The 18,386-nt window shown below is 67.1% G+C and carries 16 protein-coding genes and 1 pseudogene; 10 read left to right on the top strand and 7 right to left on the bottom strand.

Annotation, left to right across the window (positions count from 1 at the left end; translation table 11 throughout):
• Positions 1-7: 7 nt before the first annotated feature.
• Positions 8-964, top strand: a complete 957-nt coding sequence (locus tag OG474_RS33105; RefSeq protein ID WP_405057538.1) for a dihydrodipicolinate synthase family protein — start codon at positions 8-10, stop codon at positions 962-964.
• A 9-nt stretch (positions 965-973) separates the two neighbouring features.
• Here OG474_RS33105 and hisD read toward each other — a convergent pair whose 3' ends face one another.
• From hisD to OG474_RS33090, 3 genes are all read right to left on the bottom strand, one after another.
• The gene (gene hisD / locus OG474_RS33100; protein ID WP_405057537.1) at positions 974-2,233 is read right to left on the bottom strand and encodes a histidinol dehydrogenase; all 1,260 of its coding nucleotides are present in this window, start codon (positions 2,231-2,233) and stop codon (positions 974-976) included.
• Between the two features lie 9 nt (positions 2,234-2,242).
• Positions 2,243-3,631, bottom strand: coding sequence for a hypothetical protein (locus tag OG474_RS33095; protein ID WP_405057536.1), 1,389 nt, complete (start codon positions 3,629-3,631; stop codon positions 2,243-2,245).
• 93 nt (positions 3,632-3,724) lie between these two features.
• The gene (locus OG474_RS33090) at positions 3,725-4,510 is read right to left on the bottom strand and encodes an IclR family transcriptional regulator (RefSeq protein ID WP_405057535.1); all 786 of its coding nucleotides are present in this window, start codon (positions 4,508-4,510) and stop codon (positions 3,725-3,727) included.
• A 165-nt stretch (positions 4,511-4,675) separates the two neighbouring features.
• Between OG474_RS33090 and OG474_RS33085 the strand changes: the two genes are divergently transcribed.
• The 6 genes and pseudogenes from OG474_RS33085 to OG474_RS33060 all read left to right on the top strand — a co-directional run bounded on the left by OG474_RS33085 (position 4,676) and on the right by OG474_RS33060 (position 10,812).
• Entirely contained in the window at positions 4,676-6,655 is a 1,980-nt protein-coding gene (locus OG474_RS33085; RefSeq protein ID WP_405057534.1) for an ABC transporter substrate-binding protein, read from the top strand.
• Between the two features lie 161 nt (positions 6,656-6,816).
• Positions 6,817-7,812 carry an ABC transporter permease gene (locus OG474_RS33080; RefSeq protein ID WP_405057533.1) on the top strand — a complete coding sequence of 332 codons (996 nt, stop codon included), beginning with the start codon at positions 6,817-6,819 and terminating at the stop codon, positions 7,810-7,812.
• Positions 7,809-8,897 (top strand): ABC transporter permease, encoded by a 1,089-nt coding sequence (locus tag OG474_RS33075; RefSeq protein WP_405057532.1) that lies wholly within the window; start codon positions 7,809-7,811, stop codon positions 8,895-8,897. Before OG474_RS33080 ends, OG474_RS33075 begins: the two co-directional genes overlap by 4 nt.
• 8 nt (positions 8,898-8,905) lie before the next feature.
• A pseudogene (locus tag OG474_RS33070) lies at positions 8,906-9,235 on the top strand (ATP-binding cassette domain-containing protein); the annotation flags it as partial.
• 61 nt (positions 9,236-9,296) lie between these two features.
• Entirely contained in the window at positions 9,297-9,962 is a 666-nt protein-coding gene (locus OG474_RS33065; RefSeq protein ID WP_405057531.1) for an ABC transporter ATP-binding protein, read from the top strand.
• On the top strand, positions 9,952-10,812 hold the full coding sequence (locus OG474_RS33060) for an ABC transporter ATP-binding protein (RefSeq protein ID WP_405057530.1): 861 nt from the start codon (positions 9,952-9,954) through the stop codon (positions 10,810-10,812). The genes OG474_RS33065 and OG474_RS33060 overlap by 11 nt, the downstream gene beginning before the upstream one ends.
• On the opposite strand, the gene OG474_RS33055 is transcribed toward OG474_RS33060, so the two are convergent.
• Positions 10,772-11,149, bottom strand: a complete 378-nt coding sequence (locus OG474_RS33055; protein WP_405057529.1) for a winged helix-turn-helix transcriptional regulator — start codon at positions 11,147-11,149, stop codon at positions 10,772-10,774. The two genes, OG474_RS33060 and OG474_RS33055, sit on opposite strands and share 41 nt — an antisense overlap.
• Positions 11,150-11,234: 85 nt before the next feature.
• Between OG474_RS33055 and OG474_RS33050 the strand changes: the two genes are divergently transcribed.
• From OG474_RS33050 to OG474_RS33040, 3 genes are all read left to right on the top strand, one after another.
• A complete protein-coding gene (locus tag OG474_RS33050) occupies positions 11,235-12,074 on the top strand; it encodes an SDR family oxidoreductase (protein ID WP_405057528.1) in 840 nt (279 codons plus the stop codon).
• A 98-nt stretch (positions 12,075-12,172) separates the two neighbouring features.
• Positions 12,173-13,639, top strand: coding sequence for a peptide MFS transporter (locus OG474_RS33045; protein ID WP_405057527.1), 1,467 nt, complete (start codon positions 12,173-12,175; stop codon positions 13,637-13,639).
• A gap of 89 nt (positions 13,640-13,728) precedes the next feature.
• A complete protein-coding gene (locus tag OG474_RS33040) occupies positions 13,729-14,256 on the top strand; it encodes a hypothetical protein (RefSeq protein WP_405057526.1) in 528 nt (175 codons plus the stop codon).
• Between the two features lie 1,738 nt (positions 14,257-15,994).
• On the opposite strand, the gene OG474_RS33035 is transcribed toward OG474_RS33040, so the two are convergent.
• From OG474_RS33035 to OG474_RS33025, 3 genes are all read right to left on the bottom strand, one after another.
• Entirely contained in the window at positions 15,995-16,177 is a 183-nt protein-coding gene (locus OG474_RS33035; protein ID WP_405057525.1) for a hypothetical protein, read from the bottom strand.
• 94 nt (positions 16,178-16,271) lie between these two features.
• Positions 16,272-17,279, bottom strand: coding sequence for a pirin family protein (locus tag OG474_RS33030; protein ID WP_405057524.1), 1,008 nt, complete (start codon positions 17,277-17,279; stop codon positions 16,272-16,274).
• Entirely contained in the window at positions 17,276-18,319 is a 1,044-nt protein-coding gene (locus OG474_RS33025; RefSeq protein WP_405057523.1) for a PHP domain-containing protein, read from the bottom strand. The genes OG474_RS33030 and OG474_RS33025 overlap by 4 nt, the downstream gene beginning before the upstream one ends.
• Positions 18,320-18,386 lie beyond the last annotated feature (67 nt).

Raw genomic sequence — 18,386 nt, 5'->3', positions numbered from 1 at the left:
GGACGAAATGGCCACCACAGCAATCGGTTCCGCACGGCCCACCGACGCGTCTTTACTCGTCCGCGGGGTGTCCCCCGTGCTCGAAGTCCCGTTCACCGCCGACGGCGCGGTGGACTACGCCGGCTTCGACCGCGTCGTCAGCTACGTGCTCTCGACCGGCGTCACCAGCGTGATGTTCCCGGGCTTCGCATCCGAGTTCCACAAGCTGTCCGAGGACGAGCGGCGGAAGCTGACCGGCATGCTGCTGGAACACACGCGCGGCCGCAACGACGTGGCCGCGGTGGTCGCCGTACAGGATCATGCGACGCGGCTTGCCGCGCAGCGTGCGATGGAGTCGGTGCAGGCCGGGGCCGACCTGATCAACCTGCTGCCGCCGCACTTCCTGTCGCCGTCGCGCAACGCACTGGCCGATCATGTCCGCACGGTGCTGACCGCGATCGACCCGATCCCGATGGTGCTGCAATACGCGCCGAGCGAGACCGGTACCAGCCTCGACGCCGACCTGCTGCGCTCGATCGCCCAGGACCACCCGAACCTCCGCCTGGTCAAGGTCGAGTCGAGCCCGCCCGGCCCACTGATCGCCGAGCTCGCAGCCGGTACGCCGTCCCTCGCCGCACTGGAGGGGTACGCCGGGGTCCAACTCCCCGACGCGATCCGCCGCGGCGCGGTCGGCACGCAGCCGGGTTGTTCACTCACCGAGATCTACGTGGAGATCTGGCGCCACTTCGCCACCGGCGACGAGGCCGGCGGGGTCGACCTCCACCGCCGCCTGCTCCCCTACATCTCCTACTGGATGCTCGACACCGAGCGCATCATCGCCGCCGAGAAACTCATCTCCGTCCGCCGCGGCCTCTTCGACTCCCCCTACTGCCGCGAGCCCGCCCACCACCTGGACACCGAAGAGATCCGCATGGTCGACCAGGCTCTCCTCGAGTTCGCCGACCTCCTCCCGCGGCTCGGTTGAAGAGCTGCCTCACTGGCGAAGGCGGGCGGTGAGGGCGTGACCGTGCATGAGTTCGGCGTCGGCGATCGCGGCGGTCGAGGGCGCGACTATGCGTGCGCCACCTGGGGTTAGGCGCTGGTAGGTGACGGTCTTCAGGAACTTGCCGACCCAGAGACCGCCGGTGTAGCGGGCGGCGCGGCCGGTGGGCAGGACGTGGTCGGTACCGATCGACTTGTCGGAGAACGCGACGGTCGCCTCGGGGCCGATGAACAGCGAGCCGTAGTTGCGCAGGTTGGCCGCGTACCAGTCGTCATCGCTGGTCTGGATCTCGAGATGTTCCGGAGCATAAGCATCCGAAACCTGAACGGCCTCTTCGCGCGACTCGCAGACCACGACCGTGCCGTGATCACGCCAGGCCGCGCCGGCGACCTCAACCGTCGGCCAGTCACCGGCCAACCAACGCTCCACCTCCGCGATCACCGCCGTACCGAAGTCACGGGAGGTGGTGACGAGCAAGGCCGGGCTGTTGAAACCGTGCTCGGCCTGGCCCAGCAGATCGGCGGCGACCAAGCGCGGGTCTGCGGTCTCGTCGGCGATCACGGCCACCTCGGTCGGCCCCGCCAGCAGATCGATGCCGACCGTGCCGAAGAGCTGCCGCTTAGCCTCGGCGACGTACGCGTTGCCGGCTCCGACGACCAGGTCGACCGGGGGAACGTCCTCGATCCCGAAGGCCATGGCAGCAAACGCTTGGACACCACCCAGACAGACGATCACGTCCGCGCCGGCCAGGTTCATCGTGTAGAGCTGCGGACCGTAGATGCCCTGGCCGTCCCGCGGCGGCGCGACCGCGACCACCGTGTCGACCCCGGCGACCTTCGGCACGGTCACGGTCATGATCGACGACGCGATCAGCGGGTACCGGCCACCCGGCGAATACGAACCGACCTTCGCGACCGGCACATGACGATGCCCCAGTACGACGCCCGGCAGCGTCTCGAGCTCCAGATCCTGCAACGTGTCCCGCTGCGCCCCGGCGAACCGCTCGACCTGACTCCGCGCGAACTCCAACTGCTTCGCAAGCTCGTCGTCGACCGTCTCCGCGGCCGCCTTGATCCGCTCCGCCGGTACGACGAAGGTCGGCGGCTCCCAGCCATCCAGCTGGGCCGACCACCGCCGAATCGCCGGCTCCCCCTCGTGCTCCACCTCGCGAAGGATCCGGCTGACGGTGTCGATCACCTCCTGCTGCCGCACGACCTGCTGCGGCCAGCCGGTCTTGAGGTGCTCGGCCATCAGGTCTCCTCAGGTCGTTGCGAAACAGCGTGAGATCGCTGTGAAGATACGTGCCGGACGGTCGGCCAGGTAATGGTCGATGACGGACACGAGTGGACCACTCGTGCGCAGCGTCCAGTCCCCGCGCTCCTCGAATCCGCCGTTGCGGATGTCGAGCCCGAGCCCCTCGACATGGTCGACCCCGACATCGATGTACTGCCCGGCAATGTCTTTCAGGACCCGTAATCGGAAGGTCACCTCGACCTCGTTGCGATCGGCAACGTATTTGGTGACGTCGACCGGCCCTTCCATCCCATCCCCGTTGGTCCACACCGGCCAGCGTTGCTCGTGCAGATCCATCGTCCACACGACGGCTCCGTCGATCAGCAGCTGAAGCTCGTAGATCCCCGGATCGATGCCCGATGCAAGGAACCATCGGTGGTACCAGAACGACACCTCGTACCGGCTCAGCCGCGGATCGACCCGCACCCGCTGCGAGGCCGAGGCGGACGACGTGGCCGGTGTCTTCGCCCGATTGTTGATCAGCGCGAGCCGACCGGTCCCGTAGAGAGCCTTGTTGTCCACCGAGGGCGCCGGGCCGTCGTCCAGCTGGGTTCCGTACGCAATCACGCCGGGGATCCGACCGGCAGCGACGTACTGGGCAGTGGTCGTCAGGGTCGCGGTGCAGTACTCCGGGGTGGCGTGCAGCGGCGCGTCGAGGAATCGGCCGGTGTAGATCAGCGGGATCAACTCGAGTCCGCGCGGTTCGGTGTGCTCGAGGATCTCGTCCAGGCACGCGCCGAGCGAGTCCGCCACGGTCGTGTTCTCGTGACGACCATCGAGGAACGGATAGATGATCCCATCCACGTACGGCGCGTACTTGTCCAGGAACTCCGGATCCGTCGCCTTGCCGAAGTACGCACAGGTGTAGAACCGCAGCTCCGGACTGATCGCCTCCGCGACATCAAGAAACTCGCGCATGTACGTCGGCGTGAACAGCTCGGCGTTTTCACCGACCTCGAAGTCGTCGATCGCCCAGGCCGTGAAGTTCCGGTACTTCACCGCGAGCTCAGCGAACGCCTTTGCCCAGCTGACGTAGTCGAGCCGATAGGGACGCGAGGCACGCCCGTACGCCGAAGTCTCGCTGGGCGGAACGATGTACGGGATGACGTCGATCCCGGCGATCGCAGCGGCCGGCAGGAACTCGTTGCAGAGATCGTCGAAGTCGGTCGCGGAGTCCCAGATGCAGAACAGGTAGGTGTTGACCCGCAACTGCAGCAGCCGGCTGATCAGCGCCGGGGTGTCGAGGTGCCGGTAGCCGTCGGCGCGCGGTGCACGTTCACGCAGCGCGGCTCCGACGGTGTTGCCGCCGGTCAGGGTCGCCTTGATGCCACCGGCCGGCGAGGGATACGAACCCATCGGGAATCACCGTCTTCGGGGATGGGAAATCGATTTCAGATTCCCGAAGCGTAGACACCCCGACGACCGCAGGCAAGACCGGGCGGAAACCGGTTAGACCACTTCGGCGCCGAGGCGCTCCGAGATCGTGGCGGCGAGCTGGACGAGCGCGGTCTGCGCCTGCTTGCGCTTGTCGCGGGTCAGATCGCGGGCGAACGAGGTCACGCCGACCGCACCAGCAACGTGGCCGCCGGCCGCGAAGAATGGAGCGGCGACACAGGAGATGTCGGCCTGCTCCTCCTGGTCCTCGACCGCGAATCCCTGCTTGTGCACCTTGGCCAGCTCGGCCCGGAAGGTCTCCTCCGTGACCGGCTTCGCCTTCGGCCCGTAGCCCTGCTCCAGATGACCGAGCAACGGCGTCAGTTCGTCATCCGGCAGGTACGCCGCGATCGCCTTACCGAGGGCGGTCAGGTTGAAGTGCGAGACCTTCCCCGGGTAGGTGTCGAACTGGATGAACCCGGGCAGCGCGGCCTTGGCGACGTACACGATCGAGGTTCCGGTGAGGACGCCGATGTGCACCGGCATCCGGAGCCGGTCGGCGACGTCGCGGAGCTCGCGGTTGGCGACCGAGGACAGGTCGACCTTGCGGATCAGCTGGGTGGCCAATCCGTACAACCGCAGGGTCGGCCGCCAGAAGTGGCTGCGTCCGACCACTCGCCGGCTTGCGTAGTCGCGTTGCTCGAGGGTGTAGACGATCGACGCGCAGGTGGCGAGTGGGATGTTCGCCTTCTTCGCCAGCGCGGTCAGCGTCAGCTCCTCGTCGGAGGTGACCAGGGTCTCGAGCACCGTCAGCGCCCGCGCCACCGCCGGTGACGGCGACCGCTCCTCAGTGCTTCCCATACCGGCTCCTACCTCCGTCTGAAACTGGCTCGCAGTGTAACCCGCGGCTCCGGGGCCGCCCGAAGGTTTCTGCCCCAATTGGTATATACGGAATCACAGAGATCAACCTCAGATCTTGAAGTCTTCGGCGAATCGTGTCACCTTCCGTGCAAAAGGAGGAAATCGATGTCCGAACCCCTGAACCGCCGGACCTTCCTCCGGGTGTCCGGTCTGTCCCTGTCCGTCGCCGCCGTCGCGGGCTGCTCGTTCTTCTCTACCGACGCGAAGAAGACCACGACCTCCGGCGTGGCCGCCGACGCGGGCGCCAAGGAGTCACCGGCGCTGGCCCGCCTGGTCAAGGACGGCAAGCTGCCACCACTCGAGCAGCGGCTGCCGAAGACCCCGATGGTGCTCAAACCGATCCAGTCCCCCGGCAAGTACGGCGGGGTCCTGCAGCGCGGGTCGATCGACCGCAACGCGGCCCAGAACGGGTACGTCGAGTTCGCCGGCCTGGTCGAGTGGACGCCGACGACCCCGGCCAAGGTCGGCCCCGGACTGGCCGAGAAGTGGGAGGTGCTGGACGGCGGCAAGGTCTACGTCTTCCATCTCCGCGAAGGCCTGAAGTGGTCCGACGGCAAGCCGTTCACCACCGACGATCTGATGTTCACGTACGAGAAGTCGTACCTGAACAAGGAGCTCAACCCGATCTTCCCCGGCTGGCTGAGTCCCGGTGGCAAGCCCGGCAAGTTCGTGAAGGTCGACGACCACACGCTGCGGATGGAGTTCGCCGTACCGCACGGTCTGCTGCTGCGCTATCTGTGCTTCATCGGGCTGACCGGTTTCGACTCCAGCTCGGCGCTGCTGCTGCCGGCGCACTACCTCAAGCAGTTCCACAAGGACTTCGCCACGCCCGCGCAGATTCAGGCGGAGATGAAGAAGAACCCGGCGCCGACCTGGGCCGACTTCTTCAAGAGTCGCCGGCACATCTGGAAGAACGCCGACGTACCGGTCCTCGGCCCGTGGAAGCTCGTCGCACCCTTGCGCGGCTCGGGTGTGACCGCACGCCTCGAACGCAATCCGTACTACTGGAAGGTCGATGAGCAAGGCCGCCAGCTGCCGTACATCGACAGCCAGCAGTACACCGTGATGCCGGCCGAGACGCTCGGGCTGCGTGCGGCGAACGGCCAGCTCGACCTGCAGGTCACCGACATCCAGGCCGAACAACTTCCACTGTTGATCCGCAACCAGGAGTCCAAGGGCTACAAGGTCAACCGTTGGGTCGCCGAGCCGAATACATCGCTCAACTTCAACCAGAGTCACCCTGATCCGGTCCTCCGTGAACTGTTCCAGAAACTGGACTTCCGCGCCGGCCTCTCGCATGCGATCAACCGCAAGGAGATGAACGACGCCTTGCTCGCCGGGCAGGGGTTCGTCCGGCATCCGTGCGCCCAGCCCGAGGACGAGTACTGGGAAGACGGCATGGGCCAACGCTTCATCGCGTACGACGTTGCCGAGGCCAACAAACGCCTGGACGCGGCCGGTCTGATGCGGCGCGGTGCTGACGGCATGCGGCTCCGGCCGGACGGCAAGAAGCTCCAGCTGGTCGGCCGCTGCTTCGAGGTCGGCGTCGGCATCGCCGCGATCACCGTGCTCGAGTACGCCCGCCGGTACTGGAAGGCGGTCGGGATCGATCTGGTCCCGAAGCCGATCTCGCTGGACCTCTGGTACGAGGAGATCCCGCACGGCGACTACGACCTGGTCGCCTATCCCCCGGCCACCATCCTCTGGGACATCGACTCGCTCTGGTACATCCCGACCAGCGGCCTGACCTACTGGGCGCCGAAGTACGGCAACTGGTACGGCGATCCGAAGGGCAAGTTCGCGCTCGAACCGACCGGTGACATCCGCAAACTGCAGACCACCTACGACGAACTGCTGATCACCGCCGACGACACCAAGCGCCTCGACCTCGGCCGGCAGATCCTGCGGCTGCACGACGAGAACGTCTGGATCATCGGCACGGTCGCGACGCCGTTCCAGCCGTTGATCTCGGCCGGCGACCTGCGCAACGTCCGGCCCGATGCGATCGCCAGCTTCCGCACCCACTACGAGAACGCCTCGGCACCCGAGCAGATGTACTTCGACAACCCGGACAAGCACGTTTGATGCCTCCTCAAGGGACGTTGGTGCCTCTAGCGGTGGTCCAGTCGTTCGCTGGCAGAGCGGAGGAGGAGAGCGATGCGGAGCATCTCGCGACGACGACAACGCCGCCAGCGGGCGTCTGGGGCGCCGCTAGAGGTGCCGAACGTTCCTTGAGGAGGCATTAAATGGGCGGCTATCTCGTACGTCGAGTGCTCGCGATGCTGCCTACCGTCGTACTGATCTCGTTGGTGTCGTTCCTGATCATCCAGCTGCCGCCGGGCGACTACCTGACCACGGTGGTCGCCAAGTTCCAGGCGCAGGGGCAGTCGCTGCCGCCTGAGCAGTTGGTGGCGTTGCGGCAGCAGTACGCGTTGGACGCTTCACCGCTGGAGCAGTACTGGCGGTGGATCACCAACATCGTGCTGCACGGCGACTTCGGTACGTCGTTCGAGTACAACAAGCCCGTCTCGACTCTGCTCGGTGAGCGGCTGCCACTGACCTTGGGGCTCGGGCTCGTCACCTGGATCGTCGGGTGGAGTATCGCGCTGGTGGCCGGGATCTACTCGGCGGCTCGGCGGTACTCGAAACTCGACTACGTCATCACGACGCTGAGCTTCCTCGGCCTCGCGATCCCCGGCTTCCTGATCGCCCTGACCGCGGTCTACCTGCAGTTCAAACTGTTCGGGCGGACCGTGTCGGGCATCTTCTCGCCGGAGTTCGAGGGCGCGGCCTGGAACCTCGGCAAGCTGCTCGACCTGTTCGGCCATCTCTGGTTGCCCGTGCTCGTGCTCGCTTCCGGCGGGATCGCGGGCACCGTCCGGGTCCTCCGGGCGAATCTCCTCGACGAGCTGCACAAGCCGTACGTGACCGCCGCTCGTGCTCGCGGTCTCACCGAGCGACGCCTGCTGATGCGCTACCCGACCCGGGTCGCGCTGAATCCGTTCATCGCCACCATCGGCTGGACCATCCCCGCGCTCTTCGACGGCGAGGTCCTGGTAGCGACGGTGCTCGGCCTCGAGACCACCGGCCCGCTGCTGCTCAACGCCTTGAAGAGCCAGGACATGTACCTGGCCGGTGGCATCATCCTGATCGCCTGCATCCTGACCGTGATCGGCACGCTTCTCTCCGACCTCCTCTTGGCAGTCGTCGATCCACGCGTCCGCGTCGGGTACGTCGGATGAGCGAACCCACGCTGGCCTTGGCCTCGCAACGCACGCTGGTCTGGCGCCGCTTCAAGCGCAACAAGCTCGCGGTGGTGTCCCTCTGGATCGTCGGCTTCATCTACTTCGTCGCCGTCTTCTGCGAGTTCCTCGCTCCGCACGCACAGGACACCTACGCCGCCGACCGCGCCTTCGCGCCGCCTCAACTGCTCAAGGTCTCGCTCACCTCAAGCCCGCATCTCTATGTCAACGGCTACCAGGGCACGCCGAACCCGGAGACGCTGCTCCGCGACTACACCGTCGACAAGACTCAGCGGTACGGCGTTCGCCTGTTCGCGAAGGGTGATTCGTACAAGCTGTGGGGGCTGATCCCAGCCGATCGGCATCTGTTCAGCACGAGTCGCACCGATGCGCCGTTCCATCTCCTGGGAACCGATGACCAGGGACGCGACCAGTTCTCCCGACTGATCTACGGAACCCGGATCTCGATGTCGGTCGGCCTGATCGGGGTCGCTGCCGCCCTCATCCTCGGCCTGCTGCTCGGCGGGATCTCGGGGTACTTCGGTGGGCTGACCGACGGGATCGTGCAGCGGGTGATCGAGTTCTTCATGTCGATCCCAACCCTGCCACTCTGGCTCGGCCTGGCCGCCGCCGTACCGCCGGGGTGGAGTCCGTTGAAGACGTACTTCGCGATCACGCTGATCCTCTCGCTGATCGGGTGGACCGGGCTGGCGCGGGTGATTCGCAGCCGGTTCCTGCAGATCCGGGGCGAGGACTTCGTGCTGGCGGCCGAGCTCGACGGCGCGCGCTGGCATCGGGTGGTCGGACGGCACATGCTCCCGGCGTTCACCAGCCACATCATCGCGTCGCTGACGCTCGCCGTACCGGGGATGATCCTCGGCGAGACCGCGCTGTCGTTCCTCGGCCTCGGGCTGCAGGCACCGGTGGTCAGTTGGGGCGTGCTGCTCGGGAGCGCGCAGAGCATCCGGGTGCTGACCGCGGCGCCGTGGCTGTTGTCGGCCGGGGTCGCGGTGGTGATCGCGGTGATGGCACTCAACTTCGTCGGCGACGGGCTGCGCGACGCCGCCGACCCCTACGAGTCGTGAGGCCACTGATGAGTCTGCTGGAGATCTCCGGGCTGAGCACCCACTTCGCCACCGCCGACGGTGTGGTGCGCGCGGTCGACGACGTCAGCCTGCGGATCGAACCCGGCCAGACAGTGTGCGTGGTCGGCGAGTCCGGGTGCGGGAAGAGCGTCACCGCGCGCTCGATCCTGCGGCTGGTCGATCCGCCCGGACGAATCGTTGCCGGGAGCATCCACTACCAACCGCCCGGCGGCGCTTCCCGTGTCGACTTGGCGGCATTGGACCCCGCCGGTACGGCGATGCGGCGGATCCGGGGCAAAGAGATCGGCATGGTCTTCCAGGAACCGATGGCCGCGCTCAGCCCGGTGCACACGATCGGCCGGCAACTGATGGAGACGCTGCTCCTGCACGAGCGGCTGAGTGCGCAGCGTCGGCATCCCGCAGCCGGAACAGCGGATCGACGCCTACTCGTTCCAGCTCTCCGGCGGGATGCGGCAGCGCGCGATGATCGCGATGGCACTTGCTTGCCGTCCGCAACTACTGATCGCCGACGAACCGACCACTGCCTTGGACGTGACGACGCAGGCGCAAATCCTCGACCTGCTGCGTTCGCTGCAGGAGGAGCGCGACATGGCGATGCTCTTCATCACGCACGACCTGGGCGTCGTCGCCGAACTCGCCGATCGGGTCGCCGTCATGTACCTCGGCACGGTCGTCGAGGAGTGCGATGTCGACTCCCTGTTCCACGACCCCCGGCACCCTTACACCCGCGCGCTGCTCCGAGCCGTGCCCCGAATCGAACGCCGCGTCCGCCGCCGCCTCCCCACGATCCGCGGCCAGGTCCCCCACCCCCAGCAACGCCCCACCGGCTGCGCCTACCGCACCCGCTGCGACCACGCCGTACCGGATATCTGTGCCGCAACGTCCGAAAACACGCCGACCACGTACCGCGGAGCTTCGGACGTTAGCGGGGTTTGGCCGCCGGCTGTCGGCGACGGGGAGCGGGAGGTGCGGTGCGTGCACTACCCGACCGCCGAGAGCATCCGCGACGGGCATGAGCTTCCGGAGCCGACCCATGTCGAGTGAGGAGATTCTGCGGGTGGAGAACCTGTCGATGCGGTTCTCCAGCGGGTCGGGGTTGTTCGGCCGGCGAACGTCGGTGCAGGCGGTCGACGACGTGAGCCTCGCCGTACGGCGGGGTGAGACGCTCGGACTCGTTGGTGAGTCCGGCTCGGGGAAGACCACACTCGGTCGATGCATCCTGCGCGCGTACCAACCGACGAGCGGGCAGCTGTACTACCGCCGTACCGACGGTTCGGAGGTCGACCTCGCCGTACTGTCGCGCGCCGAACTGCGGCCGTTGCGGACGGAGATCCGGACCGTCTTCCAGGACCCCAACTCGTCCCTCAATCCACGGATGACGGTGCAGCAGATCGTCGCCGAGCCGCTCGTAGTGAACAAGCTCGCGAGCGGCAGCGCACTGGTCGATCGGGTCGCCGACGCGCTCCGCCGATGCGGCCTGCGACCGGAGCTGATGCGGCGCTACCCGCATGCGTTCTCCGGTGGGGAGCGACAGCGGATCGGGATCGCGCGGGCGCTCGTCACGCAACCGCGGCTCGTGGTCGCGGACGAGGCGGTGAGCGCGCTCGACGTCTCCGTGCGGAGTCAGATCCTCAACCTGCTCGAGGACCTGCAAGACGAGTTCGAGCTGACCTACGTCTTCATCTCCCACGACCTGTCGGTCGTCCAGCACCTGTGCGACCGCGTGGCCGTGATGTACCACGGCAAAGTCGTCGAGGAGGCCACGACCGAAGACCTCTTCGACCAACCCCAGCACTCCTATACCCAAACCCTGCTGGCCTCGGTCCCGGTCCCGGACCCGCGGATGCGCCGGGTCAGGAGACCGGCTTGTACTCCTGAGGCAGTCGAGTCGTGATGCGGTCGAACAGTTCGCGGAGGGGTTCGCCGATCTCACGGCCGAAGTCGGTCAGGCCGTAGGTGACCTGAGGCGGGGTGGTGGGCTCGACCTCGCGCCAGACGAGCCCGTCCTGGACGAGGACGCGCAGCGTTTGGGACAGCATCTTCTCGCTGATGCCGTGGATGCTCTCGCGCAGTTCGTAGAAGCGCAGCGCGTTGGTGCGTAACGAGATCAGCACCCAGACGCCCCACCTGCTGGTGACGTGATCGACCACGTCACGCGCCAGGCAGTCGGTGTGAAACACCTCATAGCGGAGCCCGGGCTCGACCGGTGTGACCTGCACGCCTTCATCCACGTGGGGAGCTTACCTGCAGGTACGTCCTTACGAAAGGTAAGCCCGGCTCCTAGCGTCCTCTCCACAACGACACGAGGAGCACGAAATGATCGTAGTAACTGGCGCGACCGGAAACATCGGCCGGCCGTTGACGCAGACCCTGGCCGCGGCCGGGCAGCAGGTGACCGCGGTCTCGCGGCGCACAGCCGCCGTACCGGATGGGGTTCGGCATGTGACGGCTGATCTGGCCGAGCCGGCGAGCCTTCAGCCGGCGTTGGCCGGGGCGAAAGCGATGTTCCTGCTGCTGTCCGGCGATCTCCACGCTGCCGGCGCGAACCCGGCCGATCTCATCAGGTTGGCGGCGGCTCAGGGGGTACGGCGGCTGGTGCTGCTCTCCTCGCAGGGCGTTTCGACCAGACCGTTCGGCGAGACGCGGATCGCCATGCAGGCCCTGGAGGATGTACTGCGGGAGTCCGGCCTGGACTGGGCGATCCTGCGGCCGGGCGGCTTCGCCTCGAACGCTTTGTGGTGGGCCGAATCGATTCGCACCCAAGGAGTCGTCGCGGCGCCGTTCGGTGACGTCGGGCTGCCGCTGGTCGACCCGGCCGACATCGGCGAGGTCGCCGCGGCTTGTCTCGTGGATGACCAGTTCAGCGGTGGTGTGTACGAACTGACCGGGCCAGAGCTGATCACGCCGAACCAGCAGTCGTCCGTGATCGCCGCTGCGCTGGGCACCGCCGTACGGTTCCATGACCTCAGCCGTGCTGAGGCCAAGGCGGCGATGACTCACCAGATGCCGCCTGAGCTCGCCGACGACACGCTGGACATCCTCGGCGCTCCCAATGCCGCCGAACTGCGCATCAGCCCCGACGTGCAGCGGGTCCTTGGCCGCGCCCCGCGTTCCTTTGCTGACTGGACCGAGCGCAACCTCGCCGCCTTCCAGTGACTTCGGTCGCACCCGCCCGCGCTCCGGCTGGCGAGAGGTCGTACTGACGCGTTACGGTCGGTGCGTTTGCCAACAAGTTCAGCAGGGAGTAGTGGACCGTGTCGGTATCGCAGTCGGCAGAGCGCCCGGAGAAGACCTTCTTCGGGCATCCGCGTGGGTTGATGACGCTGTTCACGACCGAGCTGTGGGAACGGTTCAGCTACTACGGGATGCGCGCCATCCTGCTGCTCTACTTGACCGACAAGGCGCACGGCCTCGGCCTGGGTGAGTCGCTCGGGCAGGCCGTGGTCTCGATCTACGGCGCCTCGGTCTACCTGCTCTCGGTGCTCGGCGGCTGGTTCGCCGACCGCGTCTTCGGCGCCCGCCGCACCGTCCTGTACGGCGGGACCGTGATCGTTGCCGGCCACCTCCTGCTGGCACTGCCCGCGACCGGTACGGCGTACTTCGGGATCGCGCTGGTTGCCCTCGGCACCGGTCTGCTGAAGCCGAACGTGTCCACGATGGTCGGCACCCTCTACGAGCAAGGCGATGCGCGCCGCGACTCGGCGTTCTCGATCTTCTACATGGGGATCAACATCGGCTCGTTCTCGGCGCCGTTCGTGGTCGGGTTCCTGCGCCGGGAGTTCGGTTTCCATGTCGCGTTCGCGGCTGCCGCGGTCGGTATGACGCTGGCACTGATCGCCTACGTGCTCGGCCGCCGTACTCTGCACGGCCGCGGAGATACCCCGCCGAACCCCCTCACCGCGGCGGACCGACCGGGCATGATCAAGGTGACTGTCGCCGTACTGGCGTTGCTGGTGGTTGTGTTCTCGCTGTCGGCCTGGCTGTCCGGAGGCTTCGGGCCGAAGCCCGTCGTCGACGCGATCTCGTATCTCTGTTTCCTGGCCCCGATCGCCTACTTCACCATGCTGCTTCGCAGCCCGCTGGTGACGCCGGTCGAGCGGCAGCGCGTGCGCGCGTACATCCCGCTGTTCATCGCGGCGATGCTGTTCTTCATGGTCTTCGAGCAGGCCGCGACCACGCTGACCTCGTTCGCCGTCGACCGGACCGACCTGAACCTGTTCGGCGCCACGATCTCGCCGGAGTTCTTCGCCTCGGTGAACCCGTTCTCGATCATCATCCTGGCGCCGGTCTTCGCGGTGATCTGGATCAAGCTCGGCGATCGCGGCCCGGGCATCGGCCAGAAGTTCGCCACCGGCCTGCTGCTGGCCGGCATCTCGTTCGCCGTGATGGCGCTCGCCTCGAACGTCGCCGGCGCCAAGCTCGCGTCCCCGCTCTGGCTGGTCGTCGTCTACGTCATCCAGACCCTCGGTGAGCTCTTCCTCTCCCCTGTCGGCCTCGCGGCAACCACGGTCCTCGCTCCGCGCGCGTTCCTCAGCCAGATGATGGCGCTCTGGTTCCTCGCCCCCGCGGCCGGCCAAGCCATCACCGCCCAACTCGTGCAGGCCACGGAAGGCACATCCGACACCGCCTACTTCGGCGGGCTGGCAATCGTCACCATCGCCTTCGCGCTCGTCCTCTACTTCCTCGCGCCCTGGATCAAGCGCCACACCAAGCAGGACTGACGCTCTACAGAGGGCTGAGGCTCTACAGAGGGATGGGCTTCACTCCCGCGGGTGAGGCCCTTCCCTCCGCAAACGTCGATGCTCGAACCATGGAAGCAACCGACCGCCCCGTCCCCCGCTGGGCCTACCGTCTCGCCCACGCGATCCCGTTCGTCGTACTGCCCTCGAGCCTGTGGCGCATCGGCCTGGTCTTCGGCTCCTCGATGGGCATGCTCGACGCCACCGGCCAACCGACCTACGTCACCGGCTTCGGCGCCAAGCTCTATGTCCTGGGCCTGTCGCTCTTCCTGGAAGCACTGGCCCTACTCAGCCTCGGCCTGGTCCAGCCCTGGGGCGAACGAGTCCCCCGCTGGATCCCCCTGATCGGCGGCCGCCGCGTCACGCCGTACGCCGCCGTCATCCCCGCCACCCTAGGCAGCCTGGCCCTGATCGCCATGTGGACCTTCACCATGCACAACCTCTACACCGAAGGCGCTCTCTACTTCACCAGCACCTTCTGGCAATACCTCATGGTCGGCAGCTACAGCCTCCTCCACCTCTGGGGCCCGGCCCTCCTACTCGTCACCTGGTCCTACCACCGCCGCCGCACCGACACCCGTGTCCACGCCTTGGTGTGATTGGGCCGGTCAACCACTGTGGCCGGGTGCACCCGGCGGTGGCTCGTCGATTGCGGTGGCTTCTCGGGCTAGCCAAGAACCCCGCCTTCCCGAATGTGCTCGTCCCATCCGATCGCTCGGATTCGGCCGGCGAGGTCGGCGGTGGCTGATCGCCGCTGCGGCCGGTATTACTGAGGCGGGTGGCTGAGCAGGTCTACGGCTGAGGGGGATGGCGAGCCCGGCGACCGAGGTTCCGGTTGCTTGAGGTTCCGGGCTACGGCTGGGGTCGGCAGGGTGACGGTAGTCGGTACGTTCCGGTTGCTATCCCCAGAAAAAAGTACCGGCCAACAAACCGGGCAGGCGGCCGGTCTCGCGCCACCACTGGTGGCGCGAGACACCTTGTGACGGCCGGAGACCTGTTGCCACAGGTCTCCGGCCCCCGCTCGGTGTCTCCGGCCCCCGCTCGGTGTCTCCGGCCCCCGCTTGATGTCTCCGGCCGCCAGTGGCGGCGCGGATCCAGCGGGCCAGCGGGATCTGGGGAGTTCTACTGGCCGACTCGGCAGGTCAGGCTCCCCAGTCCGCCAATCACCGCCCCCGCCGAGTGAAGCCACCGTGCAGCCAGCACCCGAGTGTGAGGACCGTGCCGCCGGATATCGATTTCCGGCGACCTACTCCTCACACTCGACGCCCCACTCCTCACACTCGCACGATGGCTTCACTCGCGGCCGGCACGGTAGGTTCACTCGGCCGGAACGGAGGGTTCACTCGGGCAGCACGGTGGCTTCACTCGCCGACCGCACGGTGGCTTCACTCGCGGGCAGCACAGAGGGTCCACTCGCCGACGGCATCCCCTGGCCAACTGCTTTTGCCGGCAGCAACCACCCCGACGGGTCAGCCACCAAGCCTCCTGATCGTCGGCGGAAAGCACAGCACGTCAGCCGAAGGCAACGGGGAACCTCGGTCGCCGACCGCACCATCCGGCCCAGCCCAAGACCACCCCAGCCACCCGTCTCAATCAAACCGGCCGCAGCGGCGACCAGCCACCGCGTACGTTGCCGGCCGGATCCGAGCGGTCGGATGGGACGAGCGCCTTCGGGGCGGAGGGGCTACTGACCAGCCGAAGACCTCAACCCCCGCGACGGATCACCTGCCAAGCCTCCTCATCGTCGGGCGCAACCACAGCCCGTCAGCCACAGGCAACGAGGACCTCGGTCACCAACCGCACCACCACCCCCAGCCACTGACCGCCTCAGCCACACCGCTTCAGTAGAACCGGCCGCAGCGGCGAGCAACCAGTGCGTACGTCGTCGGCCGGATCCGAATGGTCGGATGGGACGAGCGCCTTCGGGGAGGCGGGGCTTCTGCTAGGCACAGGAGGTGGAACTGCCAGCACCTGCTGCACCCATCTTTGTGGAGATCTACTGCCGCTGGGTGGCAGTAGATCACCGCAAACCTCCCAACCAGGCAGATCGGATGCGGGTGGCGGCGTACACGGCGGGTTCGTCCCGGCCACAACTCGGGGGTGCGCACACCCGGCGGGGGCCTTGAACAGGTCCTACCTTGTTCACGCCCACCGTTTCCTGTTCACGCCCCCGGGATGCGACCGGGGATCGACAACCGGTTGAACGCAGTGGCGTCGATGCTGATCCGGCCGCCACCGACGAGGCCGGCGGGTTCGTCCCGGCCATAACTCGGGGGTGCGCACACCCGGCGGGGGCCTTGAACAGGTCCTACCTTGTTCACGCCCACCGTTTCCTGTTCACGCCCCCCGGATGCGACCGGGGATCGGCGACCGGTTGAACGCAGTGGCGTCGATGCTGGTCGGGCGGCCATCGACGGGGCCGGCGGAGTTCGCGTGGTTGATGCCCGCGCCTAGCGTCGCGGCGATCAGCAGGGCCGCGACGACGCCGGCGATCCGGCGGAACAGTTTGCCTGAGTTCACGAATCCCAGCGTTGACGCGACGGCAGCGCGGAACAACCGACCGGGATCGTTCGTGCACGATCGGACGGCGGTACGGCGTGATCGGGTAGCGCGGTCAGCGTGCTCGGGGACGGGGCTTCAAGGTGGTGCCGGGGAGGGGCGGGGCTGGCAGCGGGTCACCTTCGTAGCCCGGGACCATCGGGAAGCGTTCAGACCCTCCGGTGCTGATGGCGGCCTGCCACGCGTCGCGGGCTTCGACGATGTCCTCGTGGCTGCGGCCGATGAAGTTCCACCACATGACGAGCTCCTCGGTGAACGGTTCGCCACCGAGCAGCAGGAAGCGAACTCCGTTGTCAGAGGCAACCAAGTCGACCGACTCGCGACCGGCGCCGAGGTAGGCGAGTTCACCGAAGCCCGGCGTGAGATCCCCGACGGTCAGCGCGCCGTCGACCACCAGTACGGCGTACTCGTTGGAAGGTGTCAGTGGCAGGCTCAGCGACCGGCCAGCCTGGATCGTGACGTCCGCACCGACCAACGGAGTGTAGGCCGGAGCCGGGGAGGTAACGCCGGCAACGGTCCCGATCATCACGATGATGCGCGCGCCGTCCAGGTCCAGTTGCGGAAGGTCGGCGTACGCGTTGAAGGCCGGCGGGGTCGTCGTGCGAACCGAGTCAGGCAAGGCGACCCAGAGCTGCGCCCCATGCAGTTGCAGCGGAGTGTCAGGAGTGGACACCTCGGAGTGCGCGATGCCGTTACCTGCGGTCATGATGTTCAGCTCACCGGGCCGGACCAACGCATGCGAACCGACGCTGTCGCGGTGTTCGATCTCGCCCTCGAAGAGCCAGCTCACCGTCTGCAGACTCGTGTGCGGATGCGGCGGGACGAGCATCCCCTGCTCGCCCGGCGCGTCGTACGAATCGACGCGCTGGCTCAGATCGTCGGGACCGTAGTGATCGACGAAGCACCACGCGCCGACCATTCGGCGGTTCTTGTTCGGCAGCAATCGCCGTACCTTCGTGGACCGGCCGAGCACCACCTCACGCGGTTCGAGCAGCTCGAAGACCGGTCCCTGATCGGACCCGGTGCAGACGACCTCGGCCGGGTCCTTCTCCAGATCGCTCATGATGCCGTCCATTCGAGGAGTTCGTCGCGGTCCCAGGTGTTGATGACGCGTTCTGGCGCGATCTCAGCACCCTCGGCGCGTTCGCAGCCGTAGACCTGCCAGTCGAGCTGGCCGGGAGCGTGCGCGTCGGTGTCGATGGAGAACACACAGTCCATCTCGGCGGCCAGCGCGAGCAGGCGCTTCGGCGGGTCGAGGCGTTCGGGGCGGGAGTTGATCTCGACCGCCGTGTTGAACTGACGGCAGGCCTCGAAAACCACCTCGGCATCGAAGTCGGACTCGGGCCGGGTCCCCCGATCGCCGGTGATCAGGCGGCCGGTGCAATGCCCCAGTACGTCGACGTGCGGGTTGGCGATCGCCTTGACCATCCGCTCGGTCATCGGCTCGGAGGCCATCCGGAGCTTGGAGTGCACGCTGGCGACCACCACGTCGAGCCGGGCCAGGATCTCGGAGTCGCAGTCCAGCGAACCGTCGTCGAGGATGTCGACCTCGATCCCGTTCAGGATCGTGAAGCCGTCCAGCTCCTTGGACAGCTTCTTGTTGAGCTCGGCAACGACATCGAGCTGCTGCAACCGGCGCTCCCGGGACAGACCATTGGCAACCGTCAGACGCGGCGAGTGATCGGTGAGCGCCATGTACTTGTGCCCGAGCCGATGCGCCGTACGGGCCATCTCCTCGATCGGGCTTCCCCCGTCGGACCACTCCGAGTGCAGGTGCAGATCGGCCTGCAGTGCCGCGCGCATCGCCGTACCGGCCTCGGTCAGCTCACCGGCGGAACCCTCCAGCTTGGTCAGATACGCCGGGGTCGCGCCGTCCATCGCCTCCAGGATCACGGCCTCGGTCTTCGGCCCGATCCCCGGCAACTCGGTCAACGTCCCCGCCCGCCGCCGCGCCCGCACCTCAGCCGCCGGCAACCCCTCGATCGTGTCCGCCGCCCGCCGATACGCCTTCACCCGATGCGTCGGCTGCCGATCCCGCTCCAGGTAATACCCAATAGCCCGCAACGCCTCCACCGCCGCCGCCACACCCGCACTGTCACTCATTCCCCCATCATCGCGCTATCTCGTGGGTTGACCCATCAGGTGGCGGGTTCTGGACCCCCATGAGAGT

This window comes from Kribbella sp. NBC_01505, assembly GCF_045040285.1.
Taxonomy (GTDB): domain Bacteria; phylum Actinomycetota; class Actinomycetes; order Propionibacteriales; family Kribbellaceae; genus Kribbella.
The sequence above is the reverse complement of the archived record's forward strand: the minus strand, read 5'-3'. Positions and strand labels throughout refer to the sequence as shown.